The following is a 25695-nucleotide window of genomic DNA, read 5'->3' on the forward strand; positions in this document are numbered from 1 at the left end:
GATACGCGTGGTTTTTACTTCGCGATTTTTTTCATGCGGGCAATTTTGGCCTGTTGGCGCTCGGAAACCGCATCCCAGATTGGCGAGAAACCGGTGTGCAAAACGCCGCGACGGGTGGCTAATTGGTAGAGCGAATGGGACGGATTGTCGTTGCATTCCACTATTTTTGGACCCTCATCCGTCATCGCGATGTCCCAACCGCAGACACCGAATTCCGGAAAAATCGCATGCGCTTCGCGAGCCAGATCAATGGCGGCTTGCCAATCCGGCATCAGCGTTCCCACAACTGCCGCGCCCGACTTCGGATGTTGCTTGATCTCAACGGTGTCGAGGCCAGAGCCTTGGCGGCAGGCCTGAACAACGCCGCTGTCCAGATCGATATGCGCCAACATACTGCCGTCTTGCCAGAAATTGTCAGACATTGCGGTCGCTGCCGGGATTTTCCAGACGCTATAGACCGGGCGCGGTGCCTCACCGTCCATAGCCGTCACGATGCGCACGCACCCGATGGCGCTGCCGGTGATATTCGCCAGCGTTTCGTGTTGGACCAGCGCCTTTTGGAACAGATAGCCACCGGCATATTTCGCGGTCACTTCTTTGCAAAAACCTTCCAGATCAACGGTCTTGCCATTGCCCAAAGTCAGCGTCGTTCCGTTACAGCCAGTCAACAAGACAGACCCCACGGATTCGGACCCGTGCGCGGGTTTGCCAAAGACCGGATAGTTGGATGCGTCTTTCAGAAACGTTTTGATTGCTTCCGCGTCACGTAACGTTGGTAAAGTTCCGAAATGGCGGTGTGTTGAGGCAACAGCCAATGTTTCAGTGGTGGCAATTCCCAACTGACGCAGCAAGGATGTGTAGAGCACTTTGTTGCCCACAAATGCGGCCGTTGGAACCGCTGCACGAGGCGACAAACGAGCGTTTAATGCGATGTTGGAGGTGATCCCGACATATTCGCGGCGCGCCTCGGCGGACATTGCTGGATCATACAGGCCGTATGCATAATAATCCTTGGCCGTCAGCTTGTTCTTGCCCAATCGCAGGGCCAGGGATTGACGCAATTGTTTGATCGGGCTGACGCCGAATTCTTTGGCCACCTGTACAATTGCGGGTGACGATGCCGCCGCTGCGGGGGCCGTTTTTTCCAGAAGGGTGTTGTCGAGTGTTGCTGTTGTCATGCCAAATGTCCTGCTCGGTTTTTTACCTTTGCAGCAGGGATAAATGGAAATAATGGCGCAAATTGGGCATCACTGTTTCCAATTTTAGCCAAAAGGGCTGGGATCAGACCACAGGACGCGTGCGCAGGAACAGATACAATGGCAAACCGCAGCTTACGCCGATGCAAAATGTTGCAGGGATCGCGATCAGCGCGATGAAATTGCGGCGTGTGGCGACTTCGGCGATGATCCAAACGGTCAGCGCGATGGCCGCGATTGTCAGATCCCAAACCAGCCCGCTAGAGGCGGCATTTGTGTGCCACGCATCAACCATCGCCGTGATGTCATAGCCATTCGTCTGAAACCATTGGATAAAATAGTACATCGGGTGGATTGCACCCCAAAGGGCAAGGCCCAAATAAATTATGCGCAATGGGGACATCTCAGAACGTTTTCATCACGCCGACTTCGACCGAGCCTGAGACAGTGACGCCCGGTTCGGTTGTCGATGGTTCTTGTCTTTGATGTGTCGCCGGATCAGGTGCGGGAAAGCGGTTAGGATCGCACGCGGCCAAGGCAAGAACGCTACACATTGCGAATACGGCTTTCAAAAGATGTTCCACCCCAGGCTAAACGGTCCTTTTTGCACGCTGACACCGGCGTTCGTGTTCAGCCCGTTTGGTCCGACACTGACACCCGCGTTCAGGTTCGGCGTTATCGGTTCGCCATCAGCGCCGCACCCAGCAAGGCCCAGCGCCAAAATCAAAGTCACTGCGTATTTCATGCCAGTTGGTCCTTCCAGCGTTGTACCTGCGCGCGCACTTGTGCAGGCGCGGTTCCGCCGTAAGACATACGCGAATTGACCGAGTTTTGCACGCCCAAGACGTCAAATACTTCGGCTGTGATCTGCGCATGCACCGATTGCATGTCCGCGAGTGTCAGATCTGGCAAATCGCAATTTTTGCTTTCGGCCATGGCGACCAGTGTGCCAGTAATGTGATGGGCGTCGCGGAACGGCATGCCCAAAACGCGCACCAGCCAGTCGGCCAAATCGGTTGCCGTGGAAAAACCAGAGGCCGCAGCCACAGCCAGTTCGTCGCGGTTGGCGGTCATGTCTTTGACCATCCCCTCCATCGCGGCCATCGCCAGCATCCATGAATCGGCGGCATCGAACACCTGTTCTTTGTCTTCTTGCATGTCCTTGGAATAGGTCAGCGGCAGCCCTTTCATCACCATCATCAGGCCTGTGTTCGCCCCGTAAATACGGCCCACTTTGGCGCGGATCAGCTCAGCCGCATCAGGGTTTTTCTTTTGCGGCATGATGGATGAGCCTGTCGAAAACCGATCCGACAGGGTCACAAAGCGGAATTGTGCCGAGGACCAGATCACCAGTTCTTCGGCAAAACGGGACAGGTGCATGGCGCTGATGGACGCGACGCTTAGGAAATCGAGCGCGAAATCGCGATCACTAACCGCGTCCAGCGAATTGGCAGAGGGGCGATCAAAACCAAGCGCCTCGGCGGTCATGTGACGATCAATCGGAAACGACGTGCCGGCCAAAGCCGCAGCACCCAACGGCGATTCATTCATCCGTTTGCGTGCATCTCGCACCCGCGACAAATCACGACCGAACATTTCGACATAAGCCAACATGTGGTGGCCCCACGTCACAGGTTGGGCAACTTGCAGGTGGGTAAAACCGGGCATGACCCAGTCGGCCCCTGCCTCTGCTTGCCCCAGCAGCGCGTTGATCAATGCCAGCAAACCTGCTTCGGCCGCATCAAACTGGTCACGGACCCACAGTTTAAAATCTGTCGCCACTTGGTCATTGCGCGACCGACCGGTGTGCAGGCGCCCCGCCGGTTCACCGATAATTTCTTTGAGACGGCTTTCCACATTCATGTGGATGTCTTCCAATGCGGTCGAAAACTGAAACGTTCCGCCCTCGATTTCTGACAACACCGTGAGCAGCCCTTCACGAATGGCCGCAACGTCGGTATCTGTCAGAATGTCTGTGGCCCCCAACATGGCGGCATGGGCGCGCGACCCTGCGATATCTTGTGCAGCCATGCGCTGGTCAAACCCGATGGATGCGTTAATTGCCTCCATGATGGCGTCTGGTCCAGCGGCAAAACGGCCGCCCCACATGGTATTGGAAGAGTTGTCAGTCATGAGAAACGAGCCTTTGGAGACAAGATGAAACGTATTGTTGCTGCGATCATGTATACGGCGCTGGCCTTGGGCGCAAACGCTGCGATGGCGGATACGTCCGACGCTGCGGCTCTGCGTACGGGTGATATGAAAAAACTGGTGTTTTATGGCACGCCCGAAAGCGTTTCAAACGCGGCGTTCGAATTGGCGGATGGCGAAGGTGATCAAACGCTTGAGGCGTATCAGGGCAAATATGTTTTGCTGAATTTCTGGGCGACGTGGTGTGCGCCGTGCCGCAAAGAAATGCCAATGCTGTCGGAATTGCAGGACCAATTTGGCGGCGATGATTTCGAAGTGCTGACCATCGCAACGGGACGTAATTCGCCTGAGGGCATCACCAAGTTCTTTGCGGACACCGGCATCTCCAACCTGCCCCGCCATCAGGACCCGAAACAAAAACTGGCCAGCCAGATGGGGATTTTTGGCCTGCCGATTACTGTGATTTTAGACCCCGAAGGGCGCGAGATAGCACGTCTGCGCGGCGATGCGGATTGGGCCAGCGATAGCGCCAAGGCGATCATCGCAGAACTGATTTCAGAGGAATAGACGGCGAACCACTCGGCGATCGTTACGCCGCGTGGTTCAGAATTGCTGCCTCGGACGCTGACAAGTTACGGCGTGCGTATCCGCCATACGTGTGCGGGTCGTATTCCAGATCCGGGAACTGCGCGAGCAAACGCGTGCGATCGCTGTCCTCAAGAGTCTTGAGCGAAGTGTTCGCAGGGTGGAAGCTTTCGGTTTCGACACCATTCGCCCACAGAACCTGATGATCTGGCAGCAATAAGTGCACGTACGTGACTTGTGGAACGTTCAGATCGACAGTGATGGACGACCCGTTGATCAAATCCTTGGCCGCGACCAGAATCTCCGGGGTGTTGAACAGCGCGCGCGCCTCGTCGCCTTGGATAACCATGCGATGTTCCGGCGAAACCAGCAGTTCTTCGTCCGGACGTTCGACGCACAAAGCACCGGCCTTGATCCGGATTGGGCGCAGATGCGGCATGGCAAACAGACGTGCGCCCGTCATGCGACGACTGCCAATCCACAAAATGTCTTGTGCGCCATTGTCCTTGGTCTGAACCTTGTCGCCTTCGCGCAAATCCTGAATCAAACGCGGGCCATCCGGCGTTTCGATCCGCGTGTTCGGCGTAAAGCAAATCACCCCCCCACTGGCCGGCACCATCGGGTTCACCGACGCTGTTCCTAGCGTGTGATGCACGATCCACAGATCACTGTTGCGCGGCGGCATCTGGTCCATGAACATCAGCAAAGGCTGCGATCCGCGCCCCACTTCGATCAAGGTCACCGTATAGCTTTGCGCCCCGTCTGTGACCACAAAACTGCTGTCCATCAAAGGACTGTCGTCCTCGACAACTGCTGCCAATGGTTTGTTTTCAACTGCTGCACCAACCAAGCGGTGCACCATACGTGCCGCTCGTTTGCGCAAATTTTCCGAACCGTTTGCCCCATCCAATCGCAATACATCAGCCGGACCGTCCACGCGGACTGCGTCCCCTCTCCATGACCACGCGGCACCCACACTCAGCGAGTGCACTGGCGCGCCATCAAGACCATCAACTTCTGTTTGCGACCAAGAGATAACAAACGTGCCTTTAAAGCCCGTTTTCATATCTTAATTGCCTGCCTCTTCGATATTGAGCGGTTTTCCGCTTCTATTAATCAATCGTTAACAAACACGAATCACTTCTAAAAGACCGGTTTTGTGTCAGTCGCGAAACTGTGTCTTTTAGAACCTAAGGTTGAACTGAGCCGAACCTACGACCTGGCTGCCGCCTTGACCCTCGAATTCTTCGCCCAGCCATGTGACCCCGTAAAAACCACCTGCACCATTCTTGTTTTGAAAATGCAGGCCTGCGCGCACGCGATCACGGCTGTCTGTGATCGAAAATCCGCGGTCCGTCGGCAAGAAAATCGAGGAGTCAACATAGGCCATGTCTGCGCCAACGACAAAGCTGGCACCGGACCAGCCGTCATTTTTGATCGTCCGGTAACGTTGCCCTGTGACCGGATCACGCACCAGCAATTCGCCTTTGCCGACCTGTCCAAAACTAAGATCGAACCCTGCACGCAGCAGCGTTTCTGCCCCTGCCCGCGCCTCGATGAACGGGCGCACATTGGCTGTCGGGCTTAGGTCAACGGAACGCCCCGTCTCCATCACGAATGTCGGGCGCACCTGATTGCCGATCTGGTTTGCCAGCACGCCGCTGGACGGGCGCGCAATGCCACCCAAATCATGCAGTGCGTCTTGAAAACGCCCCAGTCCGGTCGATGAGCCCACCAGAACCAAATCAGCCCCGAGTACGAATTCGGTGTTTTTCTTTTGAAAATGCGTGTGCGCGCCAATCGAAAGTGCCCCCGCGTAGGGGCGATCACCCGCGGCGGGCGTGCGCAAATTGGCAGGGGCGATGATTTCACCACCGATCCGCAATTCGATAATCTCACCGAAATTGTTGGGCAGCTCGCCCGTCCATTCAGGCCCCCAGATCCGCGAGGACGTCACAGACCCCGTGCGCCAGCGGTCTTCGCCGTCGCCAACAAAATCATTGGTCAAAAGCAATCCAAATCCGAGGCGCGCTCGTTCTGCGTCGGCCGCACTGGACAAGAGGATCAGCGCACTAAGTGCGACTGCAATTCGGCGAAACATCAGGAAAACCCCGTCTGAAATGCCCCCCCGAGCGGCTTTTTCTTAGCGCGCCTTGCTCAGGGTGACTAGAATTTTCAAACGAGTGTTTCGGATTTTGCCAAGGTGTTGCGTCTTAGCCCAGACTGCGCAGCAATGCGACGGACGGATCGCCAGTCGCCGCTTGCCCGATGCTGCTTTGATACGCGCTGATGGCTTTGCGGCTGTTCGGTCCGATCACGCCGTCCGAACCATCAGTGTCAAAGCCTTTGGCCGTCAAGCGTTCCTGCAGCTTCACCCGATCCTTTTTGGTCAACCCGTAGGCGTCTGGCGGGAATGATCCACGCAGCGGTCCTGCGCCCCCAATTCGGTCCGCCAAATGGCCAACACCAATCGCGTAGGCATCAGAATTATTGTAGCGTTTGATCGCGCGAAAATTTCCCGTGACCGAAAATTTCGGCCCGCCCGGCTGCGGCTGAAGGATGCTGCCTGCGGGTGCGTTTGGCCCGGTTTCAGCCCCCCAGCGTGTGCCGCGTGTCCAGCCACTGCGTTGCAGGTACGCAGCCGTTGACGCCAAGGCATCTGTAGGGTCATCCGACCAAATGTCGCGCCGCCCGTCGCCAGTGAAATCAACCGCAAAGGCTTGGTATGACGTTGGGATGAACTGTGTGTGGCCCATCGCGCCCGCCCAGCTGCCAGTCATTTGCGACGCTGAAATATCACCGTTTTGAATGATCTTAAGCGCTGCGATCAGCTGCTTTTCAAAGAACGCACCGCGCCGCCCATCAAAGGCCAAGGTCGAGGTTGCCGAAATCACCGGCACGTCGCCGCGACGCTCGCCAAAGAAGCTCTCTAATCCCCAAATCGCCGTAATGATTTCCGCATCAACACCGTACTTGCCCTCAAGCGTGCTGAGTGTGGCGCGGTGCTGCGCAAAGGCGGCACGCCCCTTGCTGATCCGTTCATCTGAGGCGGCGATGGAGAGATAATCTTCGAGGCTGCGTTTGAATTCGGTTTGGTTGCGGTCGCGTTTTACCACGCCGGGCAAATATCCGGTGCCGCGAAAAGCTGTGCGCAGGGTGGCCTCGGATATCCCTTTGCCAGCAGCGCGCCCGCGAAAGGCTTTGACCCACGCGTCATAGCTGCTGTTCGGGACGGGGCGCAGGTCGGCGGCCAACCTTGACGGGCGCGCAGCACCACGCGTGGCCCCCGTTTGCGCCGTCGAACTGCACGCCGCTAACCCAAGAGCCAAGGCTCCAAATCCGAAATTCCGTCTTGTAATGCTCATACCACTGCTCGTTTTATGTTATTGTTTTGGGGCATTCTAACGACAAAAGCCCCGTTCGCAAACGAGGCTTTTTCTTGTGGTAGCTGACGTCCGACATCGAAACTCCGTTCTGGCCGAAATTCCACATCAATAAAAACAACCGCTTAGCAGTATGGGCGACAAAGGTAAATCCGTCTTGCGACGCGTGAAACCCGTTCTACGTCATCGAAAACCCGTCTTGGCGGCGCGGTCACATAACGATAAGGCACAAAAAAACCGCCCCGAAGGGCGGTTTCATGTCCAGCAATGTTGGAAAAATCAGGTAGTTTTGGGGCGACTGCGGCGCTGCTGGGTTTCCGCCTGATAACGCTGAAGCGCTTTCCCCGTATCGATGGTACTCCAGTCATCAGCAACAAAGGGATTCAGCTCTTCGTCACAGTCATTCCGGAAAGCATAGGCATCCGCGAAATATCCCATATCGATTTCATTACTTCCGTCTTCCACACATTCACCGATCGCCTCGATGGCCAATTCCATCGCAACACCAAACCGGCCAACAGCTGCATGGATCAGGATTTTGATGAATTCATCCTCATCAAGCAAGCGGTCAGAACCATCGATCTCCGCATCTGCCAACAGCTGCTTGAGGGCGCCACGCAACTGCTGACCGGACTCCTTGAATGTGATGGGCTTGATTTCAATCGGGCGCAGGCGCCGTGTAAGTGTGGGGTCGTGGTTAATCATCTGAGGTGCCCCTAGTATTGTAGACGCTTTGCTTGGTAATTTTGGAACCAAGGAGAGACGGTTATGAACAAGGGAATACGGTTTACGGACGAGTTCAAACAGGACGCCGTGGCGCAGGTTGTTGAGCGTGGTTACGCTGTCAGCGAAGTGGTCGAGCGGTTGGGTATCAGCACCAAATCCTTGTACACTTGGAAGGCGCAGTTTGCGAAGTCACCACGCGCCCGATCTGAGGTTGCGGAACAGGCTGCTGAGATAAGACGGTTGAAGCGCGAACTGGCCCGGGTGACCGAGGAACGCACCATCTTAAAAAAGGCGACCGTCGCGCTGCCCGGCAGGGTATTGCGCAGCAATGCACGAGAGGGAACTTCGCGCGAGAGTCTCAGTGAAGTACGCATTTATTGAGGCTCATCGGGCGGAGTTTTCGGTGCGGTCAATGTGTCGTGTGCTGATGGTGCATTTCAGTGGCTTTTACGCATGGGTTAAAGAACCGTTGAGCCAGCGTGCGCTTGAAGACGCTCGGCAAACTGATCTGCTGCAACAGGCATGGACGGACAGCGGCAAGGTCTACGGCTACCGCAAACTGCACGATGATCTTTTGGATCAAGGCGAGACCTGCTCAGAGAACCGTGTTGCACGTTTGACCAGCTTAGCAGGCATCTCGGCACAGATTGACTACAGACGCCGTCCAGGGCGCTATGGCGGCAAGCCTGCTGTTGTTGCCGACAACACCTTGGACCGTCATTTCGAAGTTGATGCGCCCGATACGGTATGGGTGACAGACATTACCTACATCAGAACGCATGAGGGCTGGTCGTATCTCGCTGTGGTCATTGATCTGTTCTCGCGGCGTGTCGTTGGCTGGTCAATGCAGTCGCGCATGACAACTGATCTTGCTTTGCAAGCACTGTTAGCTGCTGTTTGGCGGCGCAAACCAAAGACCAAGGTGATGATCCATTCTGATCAAGGATCGCAGTTCACGGGCAAAGAGTGGCAATCGTTCCTGGACAAACACAATCTGGATGCCAGCATGAGCAGACGTGGGAACTGCCATGACAATGCGGTGGCTGAAAGCTTCTTCCAGCTTTTGAAACGGGAACGCGTCAGGCGGCGGACATATGTCACACGCGATGCTGCAAGGCAGCTGACCTGCCCCCCGAAACTTCCCTCGTTTTAATGTAAAGTTTGCTCAACTTTCGAAGGAGCAAACAAATGCGACAGAGTCGTTTTACTGAGGCCCAGATTATTGGGATGATCAAAGAGCAAGAAGCTGGAATGCCAACGGCTGAGGTGTGTCGGAGACATGGCCTGAGCCCTGCGTCGTTCTACAAGTTCAAAGCCAAAGGTGGCATGAACGTTTCTGACACCCACCGCCTTAAATCGCTGGAGGACGAGAACGCCAAGCTGAAGCGTCTTCTGGCGGACACGATGCTCGACAATGTTGTGTTGAAAGATTTGCTGGGAAAGAACTGACGACACCGAATTTGCGACGGGCTGTAGCACGCAAGGCAATGCGGGATCATGATATCTCGCAACGTCGTGCGTGCAGGCTGGTCGGTGTCGATCCCAAGACCGTACGGCGCGACAAGCCGCCGGATAATCCAGAAGTTCGCGAAGAGATGAAGGCGATTGCCAGCAAACGGCGTCGGTTCGGCTATCGCCGGATTGGCGTGCTGTTGGAACGCAAAGGCATGATTATGAACCACAAGAAGCTGTATCGTCTCTACACCGAGGAAAAGCTGGGTGTCAGGCGGCGCAGAGGCCGTAAACGTGCGCGTGGATCGCGGACACCTATGCCCGTGGCTTTGCGCCCGGGCGAGCGTTGGTCGTTGGATTTTGTGTCGGACACGTTTGGTGCGTCTCGCAAGTTCCGCATGCTGGCAGTGAATGACGACTGCTGCCGTGAGAACCTGTGCCTGATGGCCGATACCAGCATCTCTGGCGCTCGGGTTGCCCGTGAATTGGACGCACTGGTGCGCGTCTACGGAAAGCCTGCTTGTATTGTCAGTGACAACGGGACGGAGTTTACCAGTCGCGCGATCCTGAAGTGGGCTGGCGATAGCGACGTGGATTGGCATTACATCGATCCGGGCAAACCGCAGCAGAATGGCTTCATCGAAAGCTTTAATGGCAGCCTGCGAGACGAGCTGCTGAATGAGGAGATCTTCGACACTTTAGATGACGCCCGCAGAAAACTGGCGCTTTGGCGATACGACTACAATCAGGTCAGACCGCACTCGTCTCTCGGGAACAAAACGCCCACTGAAGCGCGCCGGGCGCTTGAGCAACTTGAGGGCTCCGCGCACGACGCGCTTGCCCAAACTGACGATGAAGAATATGAAATCCAAACCCGCAAACTCTCGTTATGAATGAGGGAGCCTCGGGGGGCAGGTCAAGAGGACTATAAATGATTGCCGACCGACCACTTCCCATGACGGTTCCCCTCCAGCCACGAGAGACCGCGTTCTCTTATATGTCCCGTCTGGCTGCCCGGAACGAGCTGTCAGCGGTTGATTTCGGGCGATACACAGGCGTGACCTTCACGAAGGTTTTACGGGGCGATTCAGAAATCATGATGATGCTTGCAAGTCGTGGTGGCATTGACTGTCATGACCTTCAGGCTTGGTCACCCTCGTCCATAGACGGACCACTATTGTCCGTCGTCAGGGTTTTTGGAACCAATGGCAGCTTAAGCTAAGACAGAGTTTGGCTCATCTGGTTGGTTTGATTATGCGGCGCGTTGTCTGTGATGCAAGCGTCGCGTTTCGAGCGTCTTATGTTTGATCCTTTCTCGTTGCTGTAGAATGGCTTTGTACCGTCCGAAGTAGACATCAGACGGTGTGACGTTGCTCAGGCTCTCGTGGAAGCGCCGATGATTGTAGTGATCGACGAAGGCTTCAATCTGGGCTTCGAGATCACCGGGTAGGAAGTAGTTTTCCAGCAAGATGCGGTTCTTCAAAGTCTGATGCCAACGCTCGATCTTGCCCTGGGTTTGCGGATGATACGGCGCACCGCGCGAGTGCTTCATACCTTTATTCTGCAACCATTCGGCCAGTTCCCCCGAGACGTAGCTGGAGCCGTTGTCGCTGAGCAGTCGCGGCTTGTGGACGACATGAACTTGGTCACATCCCGACGCTGCTAAAGCCAGATCCAACGTGTCAGTGACGTCGCGGGTCCGCATATTGGTGCAAAGCTTCCACGCGATGATGTAACGGCTGTAGTCGTCCAGGATCGTGCTGAGATAGAACCAGCCCCAACCGATGATCTTCAGATAGGTGAAGTCGGTCTGCCACAGCTGATTGATGGCCGTCGTTTTGTCTTTGAACTCACTGGCGGCCTTGATCACAATGAAGGCAGGACTGGTGATCAGATCGTGCGCCTTCAAGATCCGATACGTTGAAGCCTCTGATACAAAGTAGCTTTCTGTATCTGTGAACGTCACCGCCAGTTCTCGCGGTGACAACTCTGTCTCCTTCAACGCCAGTTTGACCACCTTGCGACGCACGTCGTCAGGGATGCGGTTCCAGACGTGCTTGGGCCTGGGAGACTGGTCCTGCAGCCCAGCCTCACCACGCTGGAGGTAGCGATCATACCAACGGTAGAATGTGGTGCGGGGGATACCGAGCTTGGCGAGCGTCAGGCGGGCTGACAGGTGGCTTTCTTCGACCAACCGGATGATCTCTAGTTTCTCAGATGCAGGGTATCTCATTCGGGGTCGCCCCCACCGTCGAACATGCTTTTTTTGAGAAGACGCAGTTCCAGCGTCTGTTCAGCCACCACTTCCTTCAGATCACGGGCTTCGCGGCGCAGGTCCTTAACCTCATCTGTGTTTGCAGCACGTGCCGTATCGCCAGCTAGCCGCCGTTTGCCAGCCTCCATGAAGTCCTTGGACCATTTGTAATAGATGCCCTGTGATATGCCTTCACGGCGGCACAGTTCGGCGATGCTGTCTTCTCCACGCAGACCGTCCAGGACGATCCTGATCTTCTCTTCGGATGAATAATGCTTGCGCGTGGCCCGCTTGATGTCTTTGACGATCTTCTCGCCAGGGCTTTTGCGTGTTCCAGTTGTCTGTCTCATGTCCCACTCCTCAGTGGTTACGATGAGCCAACAACTCTCTCTTATCAAATATACCTATTTGGACCCATAAGCGCTGACGTCAGACAGAGACGGGATCGATTACGATCAGTTAACTGAAGAAGAAAAGGAAGAATGGGACGCCGTAGAATGGGATGAAGATGGCAGCGTTCCCGATCGAGTTGAGAGCGCTGAATTGAACAAATGGCTATTCAATGAAGACACCGTCGACAAGGTGCTCGAACACCTAATGCGCAACGGGATAAAGGTTGAAGGCGGCGATCGCTTTGGCAAGACAATCGTGTTCGCGAAAAACAGTAAACATGCCCAATTCATCGTTGACCGCTTCAACGCCAATTATCCTCACCTACTCGATTTTTGTCGACTGATCGACTATTCCGTCACCTATGCCCAGTCCTTGATCGACGACTTCTCTGATCCAGAAAAGATGCCGCAAATCGCAGTTTCTGTGGACATGTTGGATACCGGCATTGATATCCCCGAAGTCGTCAACCTCGTCTTCTTCAAGATTGTCAGATCAAAAACAAAATTCTGGCAGATGGTCGGACGCGGAACCCGTTTACGGCCTGACTTATTCGGGCCCGGTGAAGACAAACAGGAATTCATCATTTTTGATTTCTGCCAAAACTTGGAATTCTTCAAAGAAAATCCAAACGTCTCAGAGGGCCCAGGATCCAAACCCATGGGTGAGCGTCTATTTATCGCCCGCGTCGAATTGATCAATGCGCTTGGGGATAGTGAGGACTCCCACGAGGAACTGATTTTGGGAACGAAACAGCGTTTGCATGATGAAGTTTTAGGGATGCCAGTTGAGAACTTCATAGTTCGAGCAAAGCGCAAAAGTGTCGAGAGGTTCCAGAAAGGAGAAAGCTGGAACAACCTGGATTTGGATGCCCGTTTGGCTCTGATTGAAGACCTTGCTGGCCTACCTTCTGCCTATGACGACGGCGCGTTACCGGCAAAGCAATTTGACCTTTTGATCCTCAACACACAGTTGCAACTGGTAAAAGCAGAGAGCGGCTTTGAAAGGCTTCAGCAGAGGATTATCCAGTTTGCCTCAGCTCTTGAACTGCTGCCAAATGTGCCTTTGGTGGCAAAGGAAATGGAACTGATCCTCGACATTCAGTCGGACAGTTTCTGGGAGGGTATTACGCCTCAAATCTTAGAAAATGTCCGACGTCGGTTACGCAATCTGGTTGCTCTGATCCCTGCCAAAGAACGCAATGTTGTCATAACCAATTTTGAGGACGAAATCGGCGACGGCGAAGAAGTGAAAATGCCTGAAGTCGGTAGTGGGGTTGATAAGGCCCGTTTCAAACTGAAAATGCGCCGCTTTGTAGAAGAACATCGCGATCATATCACCTTGATCAAGGTCCGACGCGGAGAACCGTTAACCAAGCAAGATCTCGATGAGCTCGAAGCTATTCTACGTGACCAAGGAGTTGCCGATGATGAACACCTCAATCAGCTTAATGACGACGGTGGCCTTGGCGCATTTCTCCGGTCTTTGACCGGATTGGACAAATCTGCTGCAAAAGACGCATTCAGTAATTTTGTGACGCAGCATCAGTTGAGTGGAAACCAAACAGAGTTCTTAGACCTTGTGATCGACAGCCTCACAGAAACTGGCATTGTTGAGCCGGCCACGTTTTATGAAAGCCCTTTCACTGACTTGGATGACATGGGTATTGCAGGTGTTTTTGATCGGGATCAGACGAGCGAGATAATTCAGATTGTAAGAGCGTTGAATGCGTCAGTCGCAGCGTAAGTTGAGGCTGTATTGGGACGATTCCAGCGATCGCTCTAAAATCGTTACGAACGCCACTTTGCCAGGTTTGCTGTTTAATTTAAACGATACGAAACCCATCGCGCACCTTCGGGCGAAGCCACGCGCGGCAATCGATGTGTTGCGACTACTTGATACGCCGAATGATCTTTCGACTGCTTTTGGATTCTTATTCAAAGCAGTCGTCCAGATGAGCAAAGAAAAAACTTAACAACCTCCGGTTTAACCTTGCTATAGACGTCTAATATGAACAGGCTTTACACGTTGATATACAAGTAATAAATCAGAAGCTCGCACAATGAATGCTGATCCACTTATTGAGAATCCATCTGACGCGGGCGGTGTTTCTGCCAGGGCCGGCTTTCGTTTTCAGGACCATGCTGGCGCAGGCATACTTTTAGATATGCTCGTTGACAGCTCTACCGTCGCTGTAGAATTCGAGACCGCCGACGATATTACCCTTCGGATCATCGATGAAATAGGGCCCTTAAGCGAGTACATTCAGGTAAAGACAACCGAGGCCAATGGGAAGTGGAACCTTAAAGAGCTCACAGAACGCGCCAGTAGTAACGGGAAAAAGATCGAGTGGTCGTCTCTATGTGAAAAATCGTTGGCTTGTGACAAATTTTCCGACCGTGCCCGCTTCAGACTGGTAACGAAAAGGGATGTAGCTACCAATCTAAAACCTTTCTGCGTTCAGCGTGATAATCGACAAACCGTAGGGGAAAAGATTGCTACGCTGGTCACGAATTTCAGCAAAAAATATAAGAAGTCAGTTTCTGAGAAGGGGCGTCATCTTGGCGACTGGGCTGCGTCGTTATATTGGCATGTAGCTGGCTCAAGCGACGCTTTAGAGAACCAATCTATCAACCGAATTCTCAGACTCTGTGAGGGTAGAGGGGCGTCTCCGTTGTACTCCATGGTCGAAGCCATTTACGAAGACCTGATGAAGCAGGTTCGTAAAGCATCAGATGCATCGAGGATGAGCGAACCGCTCTTGAAGTCGATAGGGCGCAAGAGCCTTCTGCTTTGGTGGGAGGATCAAATCGTAAAAATCAGAGCTACATCACATGTAACCATGAAGGTCTACGAAGTCCTCCCAGAACCCTTTTTGACCGAGTTTTCACTGCAGAACGATGGCGACATCAACAGGTCTATGACCGCCTATGATGTAGAATTCGACGAGGGAATCTGGAGAATCGAAGAGCTTTGTGATTATTTACTCGACTGGTTGCCAGAAATCACCCTGCCGTCCAGCACTCTTTCACATTTCAACCGGTTTAATGCCCGAGAACTCCTTCCAAAGGCCAAAACCGCTTTGAAGGGGAAGTCGATCGACAACGAAGGGCTACTTGCAGAGACGCTTCTGCATGCGATCATGCGAAACCATCTAGGCAGCGAACCTATTCCCTGTCGCCTTTTCAGCCTTGACGATGGCACAGCAACGAGCGCCCACATTGTTTTCCATGCCAGCGGCGACCAGCTTTGGCTGGGTCGGCCCAGTCTTCTTCCCCTTGTGGAGCGGGACAAAATTCTGAAGGAGATCGTGTCAAGAATTGAGGCTGCCGTCACCTCTGGAGTCTTAAAGAAGGAACGCGAATTTGCGTTGTCGCTTCGCCAACCCCTCAACAGCCGGCCAACGACCATTCAGGCATTACTATCCAACCGCGCCAAGATCGAAGATCTACGAAAAGTCGTTAGACTCCCCGTGTTATTGGCCTACGAAAGCCCTCACTTGGGAAAGTCGTTCTATGAGGATTACCTTACTGACCTCATTGCGGAAGCCGATGTGGAATACCAAGCATTCAAAGAGCTACTACCAGATTCCTTACTTGATGTCTCAGTGGCCGTATTCTTAATCCCAGTTCCCAATGTTGCGAATCTTACACGTTTCTTTGAAAAGGCATTAAACTGATGACAGTTGCAGAAGTGCAGTCAGCTCTGGATATCCTTCAGGCGGATGACCGCAGTGAAGCGGATTGGGTCCATATCCTTCGCCTGACGGCCGCCCTATCGAACGATAGAGAAACGCATGATCAAGCACGTGAGTTGGTTATCCGAGCGCTCGATAAGCGTCGAGATCTGCCACTCAAATTTGGACAATTGATGAACAGCTTGATCAAGTCGGTTGGCTTGATCCCTTACCTTTCCGAGGTCAATGACTTTGCAGACGCCATGTTGGTCGGGGCCCATGAGGCTCCCGGTCTCGACGGGAGACGATTTCATTCATTACAGCTGAATGTCTACAAGCAGATCATTGCTGGCCGCAGCGTTGTGCTGAGTGCAACCACGAGTGTGGGCAAGAGCATGATCGTCGATGCTGTTGTCGCTTCAAACAAGTTCCGCCAAATCGTTATCATCGTGCCGACGATCGCATTGATCGACGAGACCCGGAAACGGCTCACCAACCAGTTTTCTGAAACGTATACGATCATTACTCACGCATCCCAAGCCGTGCCCGCTGGTAGAAATGCTATCTTCATTCTTACCCAGGAGCGCGTGCTTTCTCGATCCGACCTTCAAAATATCGACTTCTTCGTAGTAGATGAATTCTACAAGCTTGATATCAGGTCAAACCTTGCTGGCGGGCAAGACCGTGCCGTCGATCTGAACCTTGCTTTCCATAAGCTCGCTTCATTGGATGCACAGTTTTACCTGATTGGACCGCATGTTGACGCTGTTCGGGGTATTGCTGGGAAGTATCAGCATACCTTCATTCCATCGAAGTTTTCCACGGTGGCTCTAGATGTGGAGTATTTCAATCTACCCAGAGATGGCGAAGACCGTCTCAGTAAGGTCTTCGAACTCATCACAGTGAATACCGGCCCTACTCTGGTGTATTGTCAGTCCCCCGCCAAATGTGCAGAAGTTGCCCAGTTCCTAATTGAGAAGGGTGCCGCGTCCCCGTCGCCAACAACTGCGGACGCTGCATCTTGGCTCGAGCAGGAGTTCCCAAGTGAATGGGTTGTTACTGAAGCCCTGAAACAGGGCATTGGTATTCACCATGGCAATGTGCCGCGCGCAATTCAGCAGTATATGATCAGGGCATTCTCGGAAAGGAAACTCTCGGTAATCCTCTGCACTTCCACACTGATTGAAGGAATCAATACGATCGCTGAGAACGTGATCGTTTATGATCGCAGGGTCAGCACCTCAAACATCGACTATTTCTCCTATCGGAATGTTGCTGGCCGTGCCGGCAGAATGGGTGAATGGTTTGTCGGTAAGGTGTTCGTTCTGGAGCAACCGCCGGAAGCCGTCGATATGCTGGTGGATATTGCCGTGGATGAACAGCCAGACGATACGCCTATTTCGTTACTGCTCGGCCTCGCAAATGAAGATCTGACACCTTCCTCGAAAACCCGTCTTGAGGTCGAGTTCCGAAACAGTGAGCTCGAAATCGCCACAATCCAAGAAAATCGATACATCGGCATTGAAATTCAAGAGAGCATTGCGAGGCGAATTCGGTCAGATATGGTTTACCGCAACCTCCTCAACTGGACCCACCTTCCGAACAGCGAAGAACTCATATGTGCTTGCGAAATTATCTACCAAGAGATGGCGATGGCATCGAGACTGAACGGTTTTCAAATTCATGATGGTACCCAATTGGCTGCGGTTCTGACGAAGGTCCGGCTCTCGAGCTCACTGAAGGAATTCCTTGAGGATCGTGTGAAACACCGCCGCGCTGAGCAATCGGTCAGCGATGCCATCGATAATGGTCTTCGCTTCCTGCGAAGTTATGTCTGCTTTACTTTCCCCAGACAACTTGCTGCCATTGAAAGGATTCATAGGGACGTCTGCAGTAAATTGGGCAAACGATCCATCGCAGATTACCGCTACTTCGTGGGACAAGCCGAAACCATGTTTCTAAATTCAAACGTTTTCTTTCTGGATGAATTTGGAATCCCAGTTTCTCTGGGTCGAAAGCTCCTTCGCGAAAGCGGCTCCGAGGAACCTCTCCAGGAAGCGATAAACAGGATTGTATCAACGGCCCTGAACACTCCAAACTTGCACCCGTTCGAGGTTGATATATTGAATAGTGTTTCCGCGAGCATGCCACGATAATTACCTATCAACTGACAATTACTCTGCGTCGCGACGATTCAGACTATCGTAGCGGCCCACGAATTTACACGAGTGCTCCAAACCTGCCGTTCGCACTACAGGCCATCGCCGCAACGCAGCATCACCGAAGCCGGCATCGATAAATGACATCCCAAAAAGATGCCCTGGCAGCTCTTCTAATATAGGGTCCAAATGAGCCCGTACGCGAAAATTATACTGAGAGGAACATACCTTGGGACAACCTTATCACTACGGGATCAACCTGCCAGAACGCTGTCTACAACTCATTGATGGCTTGTGGGATCAGGCACAAAATGTTCATGGTAATGATCGCCCCGAACTCGGGCCTTTAACATCGACATTCCTGATCTCTATGGCGATGCCGATCATTAATCTCCCAATAGAACGTATCGAGCGTCAAATTGACAAACCCCCAGGCTACGCCGACGACCGACATATCAGTGAAGATACCGTTCAAGCCTTTATTGACGTGATCAGAAAGGGGAGCTTCGCCGCCGCTCCATTTTGCGAAGACTCCGCTTGGTCGTTTGCAAACGTACGTGAACAACCATTCTTCAACACCGCAGACGGAATCCCGAATAACATCGCTGAATACCTTGGCGGTGATGAGGCAAGAGAAGCCGCCCGTAACATGCCAGCTTCACAGTGGATAAGTATTCTTCGAAATGCGCTGGCACATGGAGGCGTCGCATACCTCGATGAGAACGGAAGGCGCGGGCATGATAGCCCAGTCAAGATGTACGCGTTTGTCAGTGGGAAATATGGTCGCTTAGAGTGCAAAAACGGAGAGGGGAAATGCCCAAGTGGGCTCGGAGACTTGGAGGGATTGAATGTCTTGCGCATCAAGGAGACTGATTTTCGAAGTTTTCTTACAAAGTGGGTTGATTGGTTGCGCGTCAGCCATATCGCTGCGAAGGCATAGCTCGCAGCGTCTTTTTTGCCGGCCCACTCGCGGCCATTGATCGCCGCATCAAAATGCTGCGATGACCATGTACGCCGCCAATGACGAACATCTCCTCGCCTTGGGGCAACCCACCGGGCAGTTCCGTCACGGGAAAAAATGGTGCTGCATTTCGTTATTTTTTTACATCAAGCCAGCACCTTCAAAATAGCTGTGCTGAAAATGCGATCCTTAACCATTCCGTCCTCCGGAACTTGCTCGGGATACCCAAGCGACACGCTTCGGACAATTGTTTTGCCGTGATTGAAAAGCCTTGGAACATGAGCATGGCCATAAAGCCATTCATGTGGACGATGCCGCTCAATAATCTCATCCAAGTCAGACGCGTACACACATGGATCACTGGTAGCGTGATGCGAACCCCAACTGATGCTCAGCTCAAGGCCAAAGCCCCCGAGGCAGTGACAGATTTTTCTGAAGCTCATCCCGCTGGAGCTCTCCATGAAACCATCAAAAGGATCAGAAATGTTACCCCAACGTGTAAGGGCGCTTCTTTGTGAGATTGCAGCGAAAGCGCAGCCAGTTACCTACCAAGCACTCGCAAAGGCCCTTGAACTTTCGCCCCCAAATACCATTCACCAGCTGACAGCGGCCCTCGAATGCCTGATAGAAGAGGATGCTGCCGCCTCTCGGCCATTGATAGCAGCGTTGGTTATCAGCAAGGCAAGAGGTGGACTTCCCGCGCCAGGGTTTTTCGAATGCGCTAAAAGGGTGGGCCGGTTTCACGGGGACTCTTTGGGGTCCGAAGCCTCCGCCTTTTATGGGACCGAGTTCAATAGTGCTGTCGAATTCTGGCGCTCCCCTGCGTCGTATTGAACGGCCCATTCCTGCCGTTCGCCCCGCCTCGATCATGCTGCAGTGCGGCCACTCATTGCGGACTTTCGCCGCAACCGCAAAACCAGATGGTGGGTGAAGTCACACAATGCGGGACATTGCTGACCGTCACCGGCGGATCCTAAATGTCTGCTTCGAGATCACGCACATATTGGGTTTGGGGCAGATGTGGCAGCTTGATAAGATATATAAATCAAACTGCTGGATCCGGACATTTTTTTAGAGATGGTGCAAGAGAGACGATGTGATACCTGCGACCTGTGTAACAACAAGCAATGAAGGAATTGAACTGCGATGAAACCCTTAACTTGGCTTGTTGCCTATTTCCTTCTCGCATGCGCCGCTGCTGGGTCTGTATGGGCGGAATCTATTTCTGTTGAACGCTGGCGGGGCCACGACGTTCTACGCCTTTCTGGCCCCATTGAAAGCGGCCTCAGCGACGAGCTTTTGAGCAAGTTGAAGCTCGCAGACACCTGGGCTCATGGCGCGAAGGTCCTTCTTCTTGACAGTCCTGGGGGAAGTGTCGACGAAGCTCTAAGGATTTCAAAAATTCTCGATGAGAACCCAGTCCATACGGTCGTCCCAAACTACGCAAAATGCGCATCAGCTTGCGGATCAATCATCTTCATCGCAGGAACTTACCGGACTGTGGAAACCTTCGGGGCAATAGGCCAACACTCCTGTTCTAGAGGTGGCGTCAAGGATGACGAGTGCAATGAGGAACTTGCGATGCATGCGTTTCTTCATGGCGTTTCGCACGGCTCTATCGCTGCATTTGTCACTTTCGTACCCCCACAGGACATTATCTGGTTCTCTCGCGAAGATGTCGATGGGTGGGGTATGAGCCGTTATCCTGGGGAGCAAGAAAGCGGCTTCGAAAAAAGCGAGCCAAGGGTCATCAAAATGATAACTGGCTCGCTTCCGCCGGCTCAGTCCGCTTGGCGGCTCGATTTTATGGATGATGGCTACCGCGCCTTTCTGAGGCCATGGTCAGACAACGAACGTGAAATGCAACTGAACCTTTTTTGCTATGAAGAGCTTCCCGGTCGCCTCTTTCTTTCCATGGAGATTAACGGCCCCGAAGACGCAGTCCGCAGCGCCGTCACAACCGTTCTTGTTGCAACTCCCGACTTTAGTTGGACAAATGAATCACCATGGATTGTTCGCGACGATCCCACGGCAACAAATATCGTTGTCGAGATACCTCCAGAGGTCATCAAGCAATTCTTAACCGAAATTGACGAACTGATGTTCAGAGTTGAAACCCGCCCCCCTTTAGATCCAATGGTTGCCCGCACCTTCCTTGCCGGTAGCCGACAAAACCTCATTTTTGCTGCAAATCATTGCGTGCGCCGAGAGCACAATCTGTTCGGTGCTGTCCAGCAACAGTGATGCTGTCTTGAGCGGAGATCATGAGGAAATTAATAAAGCAGACCTCTGGGAGACGTTCAGCATTTGGAAAAGTGGGCTCTCTGCCGCCATTAGATCGAATGCAGCATTTTTGAGTTCGACCGACATATGAACGGCAGCTTCCTTGAGATTGGCCAGAGCCCGCGCAAATGCAGCGAACGACCGCTTACCACTCAAGTTACAGCAGTCACGTCGAACCTACATCGCAACGGACGAGAAACACTGATCAATGCAGCAACGGGCGAACGTAAGCGATTTCTGCCCGTTCGATCATCCGCTTAACAGTTCTCAGGCTCGGCCCCCCGATATCCCCACGACACGACCGGATGATCTCTTCGATAGTAGCGATCGCTTCATCAGGAAGGTCGTACACCTTACCCAAACGTTGCGCAAAACCGATAAGGTGCTGCTTTGATACCTGAGGGAGTTCCAGCGGTGGGCAACGGCTCAGAAGGGGTTCGGGAAGGCCGTGTAGACTGTTGGCGGTCAGGATCCATCCCACCCACGAGAGATCAAACTGAACGCGGAAGTAGGGGCACTGCCACGTCGAGGCCGTCATCCTTTCCAAAAGTGGCAAGAGGGCGTCGGTCAAACTGAACCGCAGTCCTTTCTCCGAGTTAACTTCCCCTGCCTTTTCGACCTCATCAACGACCATGACCGGGCTGGCGCATTTCTCTCTGAGGATCGTCTCCATGATCTTACCAGGCCCGGCATTTCCCCAGCCCCGTTGTGATCCGATAAGGGCAAAAGATGCAGGCTCTCCCGTGGCCTCCACGACCGTGGTCGGCACTTCAAGCAACTTACCCAGCCTGCGCGCCCAGTGCGACTTCCCGATGCCAGGCGGGCCGAGTAAAAGCAGAGGGGCAAACTGGAAACCGGGAAGGTCTTCGCGAACAGATTTCCGGAGGGCGTGCCAGATATGCTCGGTGGCCGGTCCCATCCATGGCATCTCCTCGTGGAGGGTCGCCGCCAAGACATCCGCGTCATGCTCGGTCGGAACCCTCGAAACCGTGACACCGTCCTTCAGTCTGCGCAGTGCTTTGCGATCGTCGGTCTTAAGATGCTGCATTCCGGTTGCGGCGTCCAAACGGTCGACACAGTTTACGGCACGATTTGCGATCCTCATCTTGTCTTCAGATGAAAGGCCGCTTGGAAACAGGTCAAGAGTTTCGTCAGATCCGCCTTCAGCTTTGGCCTCGATCAGTCGCTCAGTTTCTCGCCTGTCGCGTAACTGCCTTAGAAATTTGGTGAACCGCATTTCCAGCCTACTCACTGTGGGGACGTCATCGAAGAAGCGGATGTTCGCGAAGGGGATAGTCGATTTCAGCATAGCGGATTCCTTTCAGATCCCGGCGCAGGGCTTGCCCTTGCACCGGCTGCCTGACCTGTGGTCTGGCAGAGAGATTGATATGAAAGGTCCCGGAACCTTGGAACAGAAAGTGAACAAATGAAGGGGCTGTGTCAACGTATGTGAAGGGCCACTGCAGATGTTTATCTGCAGTGGCCCTTCAAAACGCTCAGATTACCAGAAACGAAAAAAACATATATAACAATGCCTTAACTTCGACTGGCAAAAATAGCATGGTAAAGTGGCAGACTTTTCACCCCGTTTGGCAGAAAATGGGGTGTCGTTTCATCTGGCTGTTTTGTCTACGGCGTCAGCCGCATTTGCTAAAGCCACAGCTGGCGCAGGTCATGCACCCCTCAACCATCCGCAATTCGTAGGAACCGCAGCTAGAACAGGCCTTGCCCCGTGGTGCGCTGCCTGGGTTCATCTGGGCTTGCGGGTCCGTTTTTAGCCCCATGCCTTCGCCCTCAATAAAGCCCGTCGCCACCAAGTGTTGTTCAATCACGCCGCCAATCGCTGCCAAAATCGACGGGATATATTTGCCGCCCATCCACGCACCGCCGCGCGGATCGAACACCGCTTTCAGTTCTTCCACAACAAACGACACGTCGCCGCCGCGCCGGAACACGGCCGAAATCATCCGCGTCAGTGCTACGGTCCACGCAAAATGTTCCATGTTTTTGGAATTGATGAACACCTCGAATGGGCGACGATGCCCGTTCAGGACGATATCGTTGATCGTAATGTAAATCGCGTGCTCGCTGTCGGGCCATTTGACTTTGTAGGTGTTGCCTTCCAGTTCATTTGGGCGGTCCAACGGCTCGGCCATGTAAATCACGTCAGCACCGGTATCGATTTGCGGGGCCGCTTCGGAGGTTTCAGAAACGGTCAGAACCGATCCGGTCACGTCATTCGGACGATATGTTGTGCAGCCTTTGCAGCCTGTATCCCACGCCTGCATGTAGACGCTTTTGAACTCGTCAAAGCTGATGTCAGCCGGGCAGTTAATCGTTTTCGAAATCGAACTGTCGACCCATTTTTGCGCTGCGGCCTGCATCTTGACGTGGTCGGCAGGGGCCAAGGTTTGGGCATTCACAAAATAGTCCGGCAGCTCTGCATCGCCAAATTTGTCGCGCCACATTTGCACGGCATAGTCGACGACTTCTTCTTCGGTGCGCGAGCCGTCTTTTTGCAAAACTTTGCGCGTATAGGCGTAGGCGAAGACAGGTTCGATGCCAGAACTGACGTTGCCCGCATACAAGCTGATCGTGCCAGTGGGTGCGATCGAGGTCAGCAACGCGTTGCGAATGCCGTGCTCTGCGATCTGGTCACGCACGTCGTCATCCATCATTTGCATCGTGCCAGACGCTAAATAGCCTTTGGCATCGAACAGAGGAAACGCGCCTTTTTCCTTCGCCAAATCCACGGACGCCAGATACGCGGCGCGCGCGATAGCGTGCAACCAATCCTCGGTCTGACGCGCCGCCTCGTCGGAACCATAGCGCTGACCAACCATCAAAAGCGCATCCGCCAGCCCCGTGACGCCTAGGCCAATCCGGCGCTTGGCCTGTGCTTCTTGCGCTTGTGCCTCCAGCGGGAATTTCGATGCATCGACTACGTTGTCCATCATACGAACAGCCGTCGCGACCAACTCGCTCAGCGCGTCTTGATCCAGCTTGGCATCCGCTCCAAACGGATCGCTGACCAGACGGGCCATGTTGATCGAGCCCAGCAAACACGCGCCGTAGGGTGGCAAAGGTTGTTCCCCGCACGGGTTCGTCGCTGCAATCGTTTCGCAGTAGTTCAAGTTGTTCGCGGTGTTGATCCGATCGATGAAAATCACACCGGGTTCCGCGTAATCATAAGTCGACTGCATGATCTTGTTCCACAGTTCCAGCGCTTGAACCGTACGGTAAACCTTGCCGTCGAATTTCAAATCCCACGGGCCATCCGCTTTAACTGCTTCCATAAAATCATCGGTGATCAGGACGGAAACGTTGAACATGCGCAAACGTGCTGCGTCAGATTTCGCCGTGATGAAATCGTCGATGTCAGGGTGGTCGCAGCGCATCGTCGCCATCATAGCACCGCGTCGCGATCCTGCCGACATGATCGTGCGACACATGCTATCCCACACATCCATGAACGACAGCGGGCCCGAGGCATCCGCTGCAACGCCCATCACATCCGCGCCCTTTGGTCGGATGGTTGAAAAATCGTAACCGATGCCGCCACCTTGCTGCATGGTCAGTGCGGCCTCTTTGAGCATGTCAAAAATACCGCCCATGCTGTCAGGGATCGTGCCCATGACAAAGCAGTTAAACATCGTGACTTTGCGCGCGGTGCCGGCACCCGCCGTAATGCGGCCAGCGGGTAGGAATTTGAAATCTTCCAGCGCTTCGTAAAACTTGCCTTCCCAGCCTTTTGCGTCTTTTTCAACGCTTGCCAGATCGCGTGCGATCCTGCGCCAGGAATCCTCGACAGTGACATCCTTCGGAGTGCCGTCGGCCTCCTTGAAACGATATTTCATATCCCAGATTTGTTCGGCGATGGGGGCAGCAAAGCGTGACATCAGAGTGATTCCTAGTGAGAGGTGGCAGACTGCGAAGGTAGCTCAAAAAACAGGGAGGTAAACTACAAGACTTTGCCCTTTCTGTCAAAACACCTACATTATGTCGCGTGACCGTCACAGATTCTGTGCATAAACCGGTGGGAAACTTGTGGATAAAATTGTGAACCTAATCAAACTGTCCGTCGGCACCGAAACGGTCGAGGATCTTGCCCTGTGGCAGGCGACAAAACGTGCGCAAGCGCCAGACGGTTTACCGCGACACGTCACGCGCATGTGGCCAAAACGCGAAGCTGAAATCATCGCCGGTGGCTCCATTTATTGGGTGATCAAGGGCGTCATCCAGTGCCGCCAAACCGTGTTGCGTTTGGACGAGGTGATAGGATCAGACGGCATCCGCCGCTGTGCTATTGTGTCTGATCCAAAGCTGGTACGCGTTGCGGGTAGCCTCAAGCGCCCGTTCCAGGGTTGGCGATATTTACAGCCCGCAGACGCCCCACCAGATTTGCCGAAGGGGCGCGAAAACGAAGACCCGCTTCCGATAGAGCTGAACAAGGCGCTCGCAGAAATCGGTGTGCTTTAG

Annotated in this window: 21 protein-coding genes and 1 pseudogene; 10 read left to right on the forward strand and 12 right to left on the reverse strand. The window is 53.6% G+C overall.

Annotated features, from left to right (window positions below):
• Window positions 1-14: 14 nt before the first annotated feature.
• The 5 genes from ACFIO0_RS13830 to argH all read right to left on the reverse strand — a co-directional run bounded on the left by ACFIO0_RS13830 (window position 15) and on the right by argH (window position 3329).
• On the reverse strand, window positions 15-1178 hold the full coding sequence (locus ACFIO0_RS13830; RefSeq protein ID WP_390910982.1) for a sugar-transfer associated ATP-grasp domain-containing protein: 1164 nt from the start codon (window positions 1176-1178) through the stop codon (window positions 15-17).
• Between the two features lie 103 nt (window positions 1179-1281).
• Window positions 1282-1599 carry a DUF2834 domain-containing protein gene (locus tag ACFIO0_RS13835; protein ID WP_390910983.1) on the reverse strand — a complete coding sequence of 106 codons (318 nt, stop codon included), beginning with the start codon at window positions 1597-1599 and terminating at the stop codon, window positions 1282-1284.
• 1 nt (window position 1600) lies between these two features.
• Window positions 1601-1750 (reverse strand): hypothetical protein, encoded by a 150-nt coding sequence (locus tag ACFIO0_RS13840; RefSeq protein WP_390910984.1) that lies wholly within the window; start codon window positions 1748-1750, stop codon window positions 1601-1603.
• Window positions 1751-1764: 14 nt separating this feature from the next.
• Window positions 1765-1941, reverse strand: a complete 177-nt coding sequence (locus ACFIO0_RS13845; RefSeq protein WP_390910985.1) for a hypothetical protein — start codon at window positions 1939-1941, stop codon at window positions 1765-1767.
• Window positions 1938-3329, reverse strand: a complete 1392-nt coding sequence (gene argH / locus ACFIO0_RS13850) for an argininosuccinate lyase (RefSeq protein ID WP_390910986.1) — start codon at window positions 3327-3329, stop codon at window positions 1938-1940. Before argH ends, ACFIO0_RS13845 begins: the two co-directional genes overlap by 4 nt.
• A gap of 24 nt (window positions 3330-3353) precedes the next feature.
• Here argH and ACFIO0_RS13855 point away from each other — a divergent pair, with 24 nt between their 5' ends.
• A complete protein-coding gene (locus ACFIO0_RS13855) occupies window positions 3354-3914 on the forward strand; it encodes a redoxin domain-containing protein (RefSeq protein WP_390910987.1) in 561 nt (186 codons plus the stop codon).
• A 22-nt stretch (window positions 3915-3936) separates the two neighbouring features.
• Here the strand turns inward: ACFIO0_RS13855 and ACFIO0_RS13860 are convergent, their stop codons facing one another.
• From ACFIO0_RS13860 to ACFIO0_RS13875, 4 genes are all read right to left on the reverse strand, one after another.
• Window positions 3937-4998, reverse strand: coding sequence for a Hint domain-containing protein (locus ACFIO0_RS13860; protein ID WP_390910988.1), 1062 nt, complete (start codon window positions 4996-4998; stop codon window positions 3937-3939).
• A 117-nt stretch (window positions 4999-5115) separates the two neighbouring features.
• Complete coding sequence (locus ACFIO0_RS13865) at window positions 5116-6033, reverse strand: lipid A-modifier LpxR family protein (protein ID WP_390910989.1); 918 nt, start codon at window positions 6031-6033, stop codon at window positions 5116-5118.
• Window positions 6034-6145: 112 nt separating this feature from the next.
• Window positions 6146-7297, reverse strand: coding sequence for a lytic murein transglycosylase (locus tag ACFIO0_RS13870; protein WP_390910990.1), 1152 nt, complete (start codon window positions 7295-7297; stop codon window positions 6146-6148).
• A gap of 297 nt (window positions 7298-7594) precedes the next feature.
• Window positions 7595-8020: a hypothetical protein gene (locus ACFIO0_RS13875; RefSeq protein WP_390910991.1), complete on the reverse strand. Its 426-nt coding sequence runs from the start codon at window positions 8018-8020 to the stop codon at window positions 7595-7597.
• Window positions 8021-8083: 63 nt separating this feature from the next.
• On the opposite strand from ACFIO0_RS13875, the pseudogene ACFIO0_RS13880 reads away from it, so the two are divergent.
• Both ACFIO0_RS13880 and ACFIO0_RS13885 read left to right on the forward strand, forming a co-directional pair.
• Window positions 8084-9161 (forward strand): annotated as a pseudogene (locus ACFIO0_RS13880) (IS3 family transposase); the annotation flags it as partial.
• 68 nt (window positions 9162-9229) lie between these two features.
• A protein-coding gene (locus ACFIO0_RS13885) for an IS3 family transposase (RefSeq protein WP_390910992.1) occupies window positions 9230-10386 on the forward strand; the annotation gives its coding sequence in 2 pieces (ribosomal slippage) (window positions 9230-9476 and window positions 9476-10386; 1158 coding nt in all).
• Between the two features lie 359 nt (window positions 10387-10745).
• Here the strand turns inward: ACFIO0_RS13885 and ACFIO0_RS13890 are convergent.
• A protein-coding gene (locus tag ACFIO0_RS13890) for an IS3 family transposase (RefSeq protein ID WP_390910864.1) occupies window positions 10746-12097 on the reverse strand; the annotation gives its coding sequence in 2 pieces (ribosomal slippage) (window positions 10746-11761 and window positions 11761-12097; 1353 coding nt in all).
• Window positions 12098-12290: 193 nt separating this feature from the next.
• On the opposite strand from ACFIO0_RS13890, the gene ACFIO0_RS13895 reads away from it, so the two are divergent.
• The 6 genes from ACFIO0_RS13895 (at window position 12291) to ACFIO0_RS13920 (ending at window position 21177) form a co-directional block, all read left to right on the forward strand.
• Window positions 12291-13883: a type I restriction-modification enzyme R subunit C-terminal domain-containing protein gene (locus ACFIO0_RS13895; protein ID WP_390910993.1), complete on the forward strand. Its 1593-nt coding sequence runs from the start codon at window positions 12291-12293 to the stop codon at window positions 13881-13883.
• Window positions 13884-14199: 316 nt separating this feature from the next.
• A complete protein-coding gene (locus ACFIO0_RS13900) occupies window positions 14200-15816 on the forward strand; it encodes a dsDNA nuclease domain-containing protein (protein WP_390910994.1) in 1617 nt (538 codons plus the stop codon).
• Complete coding sequence (locus ACFIO0_RS13905; RefSeq protein ID WP_390910995.1) at window positions 15816-17969, forward strand: DEAD/DEAH box helicase; 2154 nt, start codon at window positions 15816-15818, stop codon at window positions 17967-17969. The genes ACFIO0_RS13900 and ACFIO0_RS13905 overlap by 1 nt, the downstream gene beginning before the upstream one ends.
• Window positions 17970-18201: 232 nt before the next feature.
• Window positions 18202-18912 (forward strand): hypothetical protein, encoded by a 711-nt coding sequence (locus tag ACFIO0_RS13910; protein WP_390910996.1) that lies wholly within the window; start codon window positions 18202-18204, stop codon window positions 18910-18912.
• An 80-nt stretch (window positions 18913-18992) separates the two neighbouring features.
• Window positions 18993-19451: a hypothetical protein gene (locus tag ACFIO0_RS13915; RefSeq protein ID WP_390910997.1), complete on the forward strand. Its 459-nt coding sequence runs from the start codon at window positions 18993-18995 to the stop codon at window positions 19449-19451.
• 628 nt (window positions 19452-20079) lie between these two features.
• On the forward strand, window positions 20080-21177 hold the full coding sequence (locus tag ACFIO0_RS13920; protein ID WP_390910998.1) for a hypothetical protein: 1098 nt from the start codon (window positions 20080-20082) through the stop codon (window positions 21175-21177).
• 244 nt (window positions 21178-21421) lie between these two features.
• Here ACFIO0_RS13920 and ACFIO0_RS13925 read toward each other — a convergent pair whose 3' ends face one another.
• Window positions 21422-22525, reverse strand: a complete 1104-nt coding sequence (locus ACFIO0_RS13925) for an AAA family ATPase (RefSeq protein ID WP_390910999.1) — start codon at window positions 22523-22525, stop codon at window positions 21422-21424.
• Window positions 22526-22853: 328 nt separating this feature from the next.
• On the reverse strand, window positions 22854-25115 hold the full coding sequence (locus tag ACFIO0_RS13930) for an adenosylcobalamin-dependent ribonucleoside-diphosphate reductase (protein WP_390911000.1): 2262 nt from the start codon (window positions 25113-25115) through the stop codon (window positions 22854-22856).
• Window positions 25116-25263: 148 nt separating this feature from the next.
• On the opposite strand from ACFIO0_RS13930, the gene ACFIO0_RS13935 reads away from it, so the two are divergent.
• Entirely contained in the window at window positions 25264-25695 is a 432-nt protein-coding gene (locus ACFIO0_RS13935; RefSeq protein WP_390911001.1) for a DUF1489 family protein, read from the forward strand.

This window comes from Pseudosulfitobacter sp. SM2401 (genome assembly GCF_042932805.1).
Lineage (GTDB): Bacteria > Pseudomonadota > Alphaproteobacteria > Rhodobacterales > Rhodobacteraceae > Ascidiaceihabitans.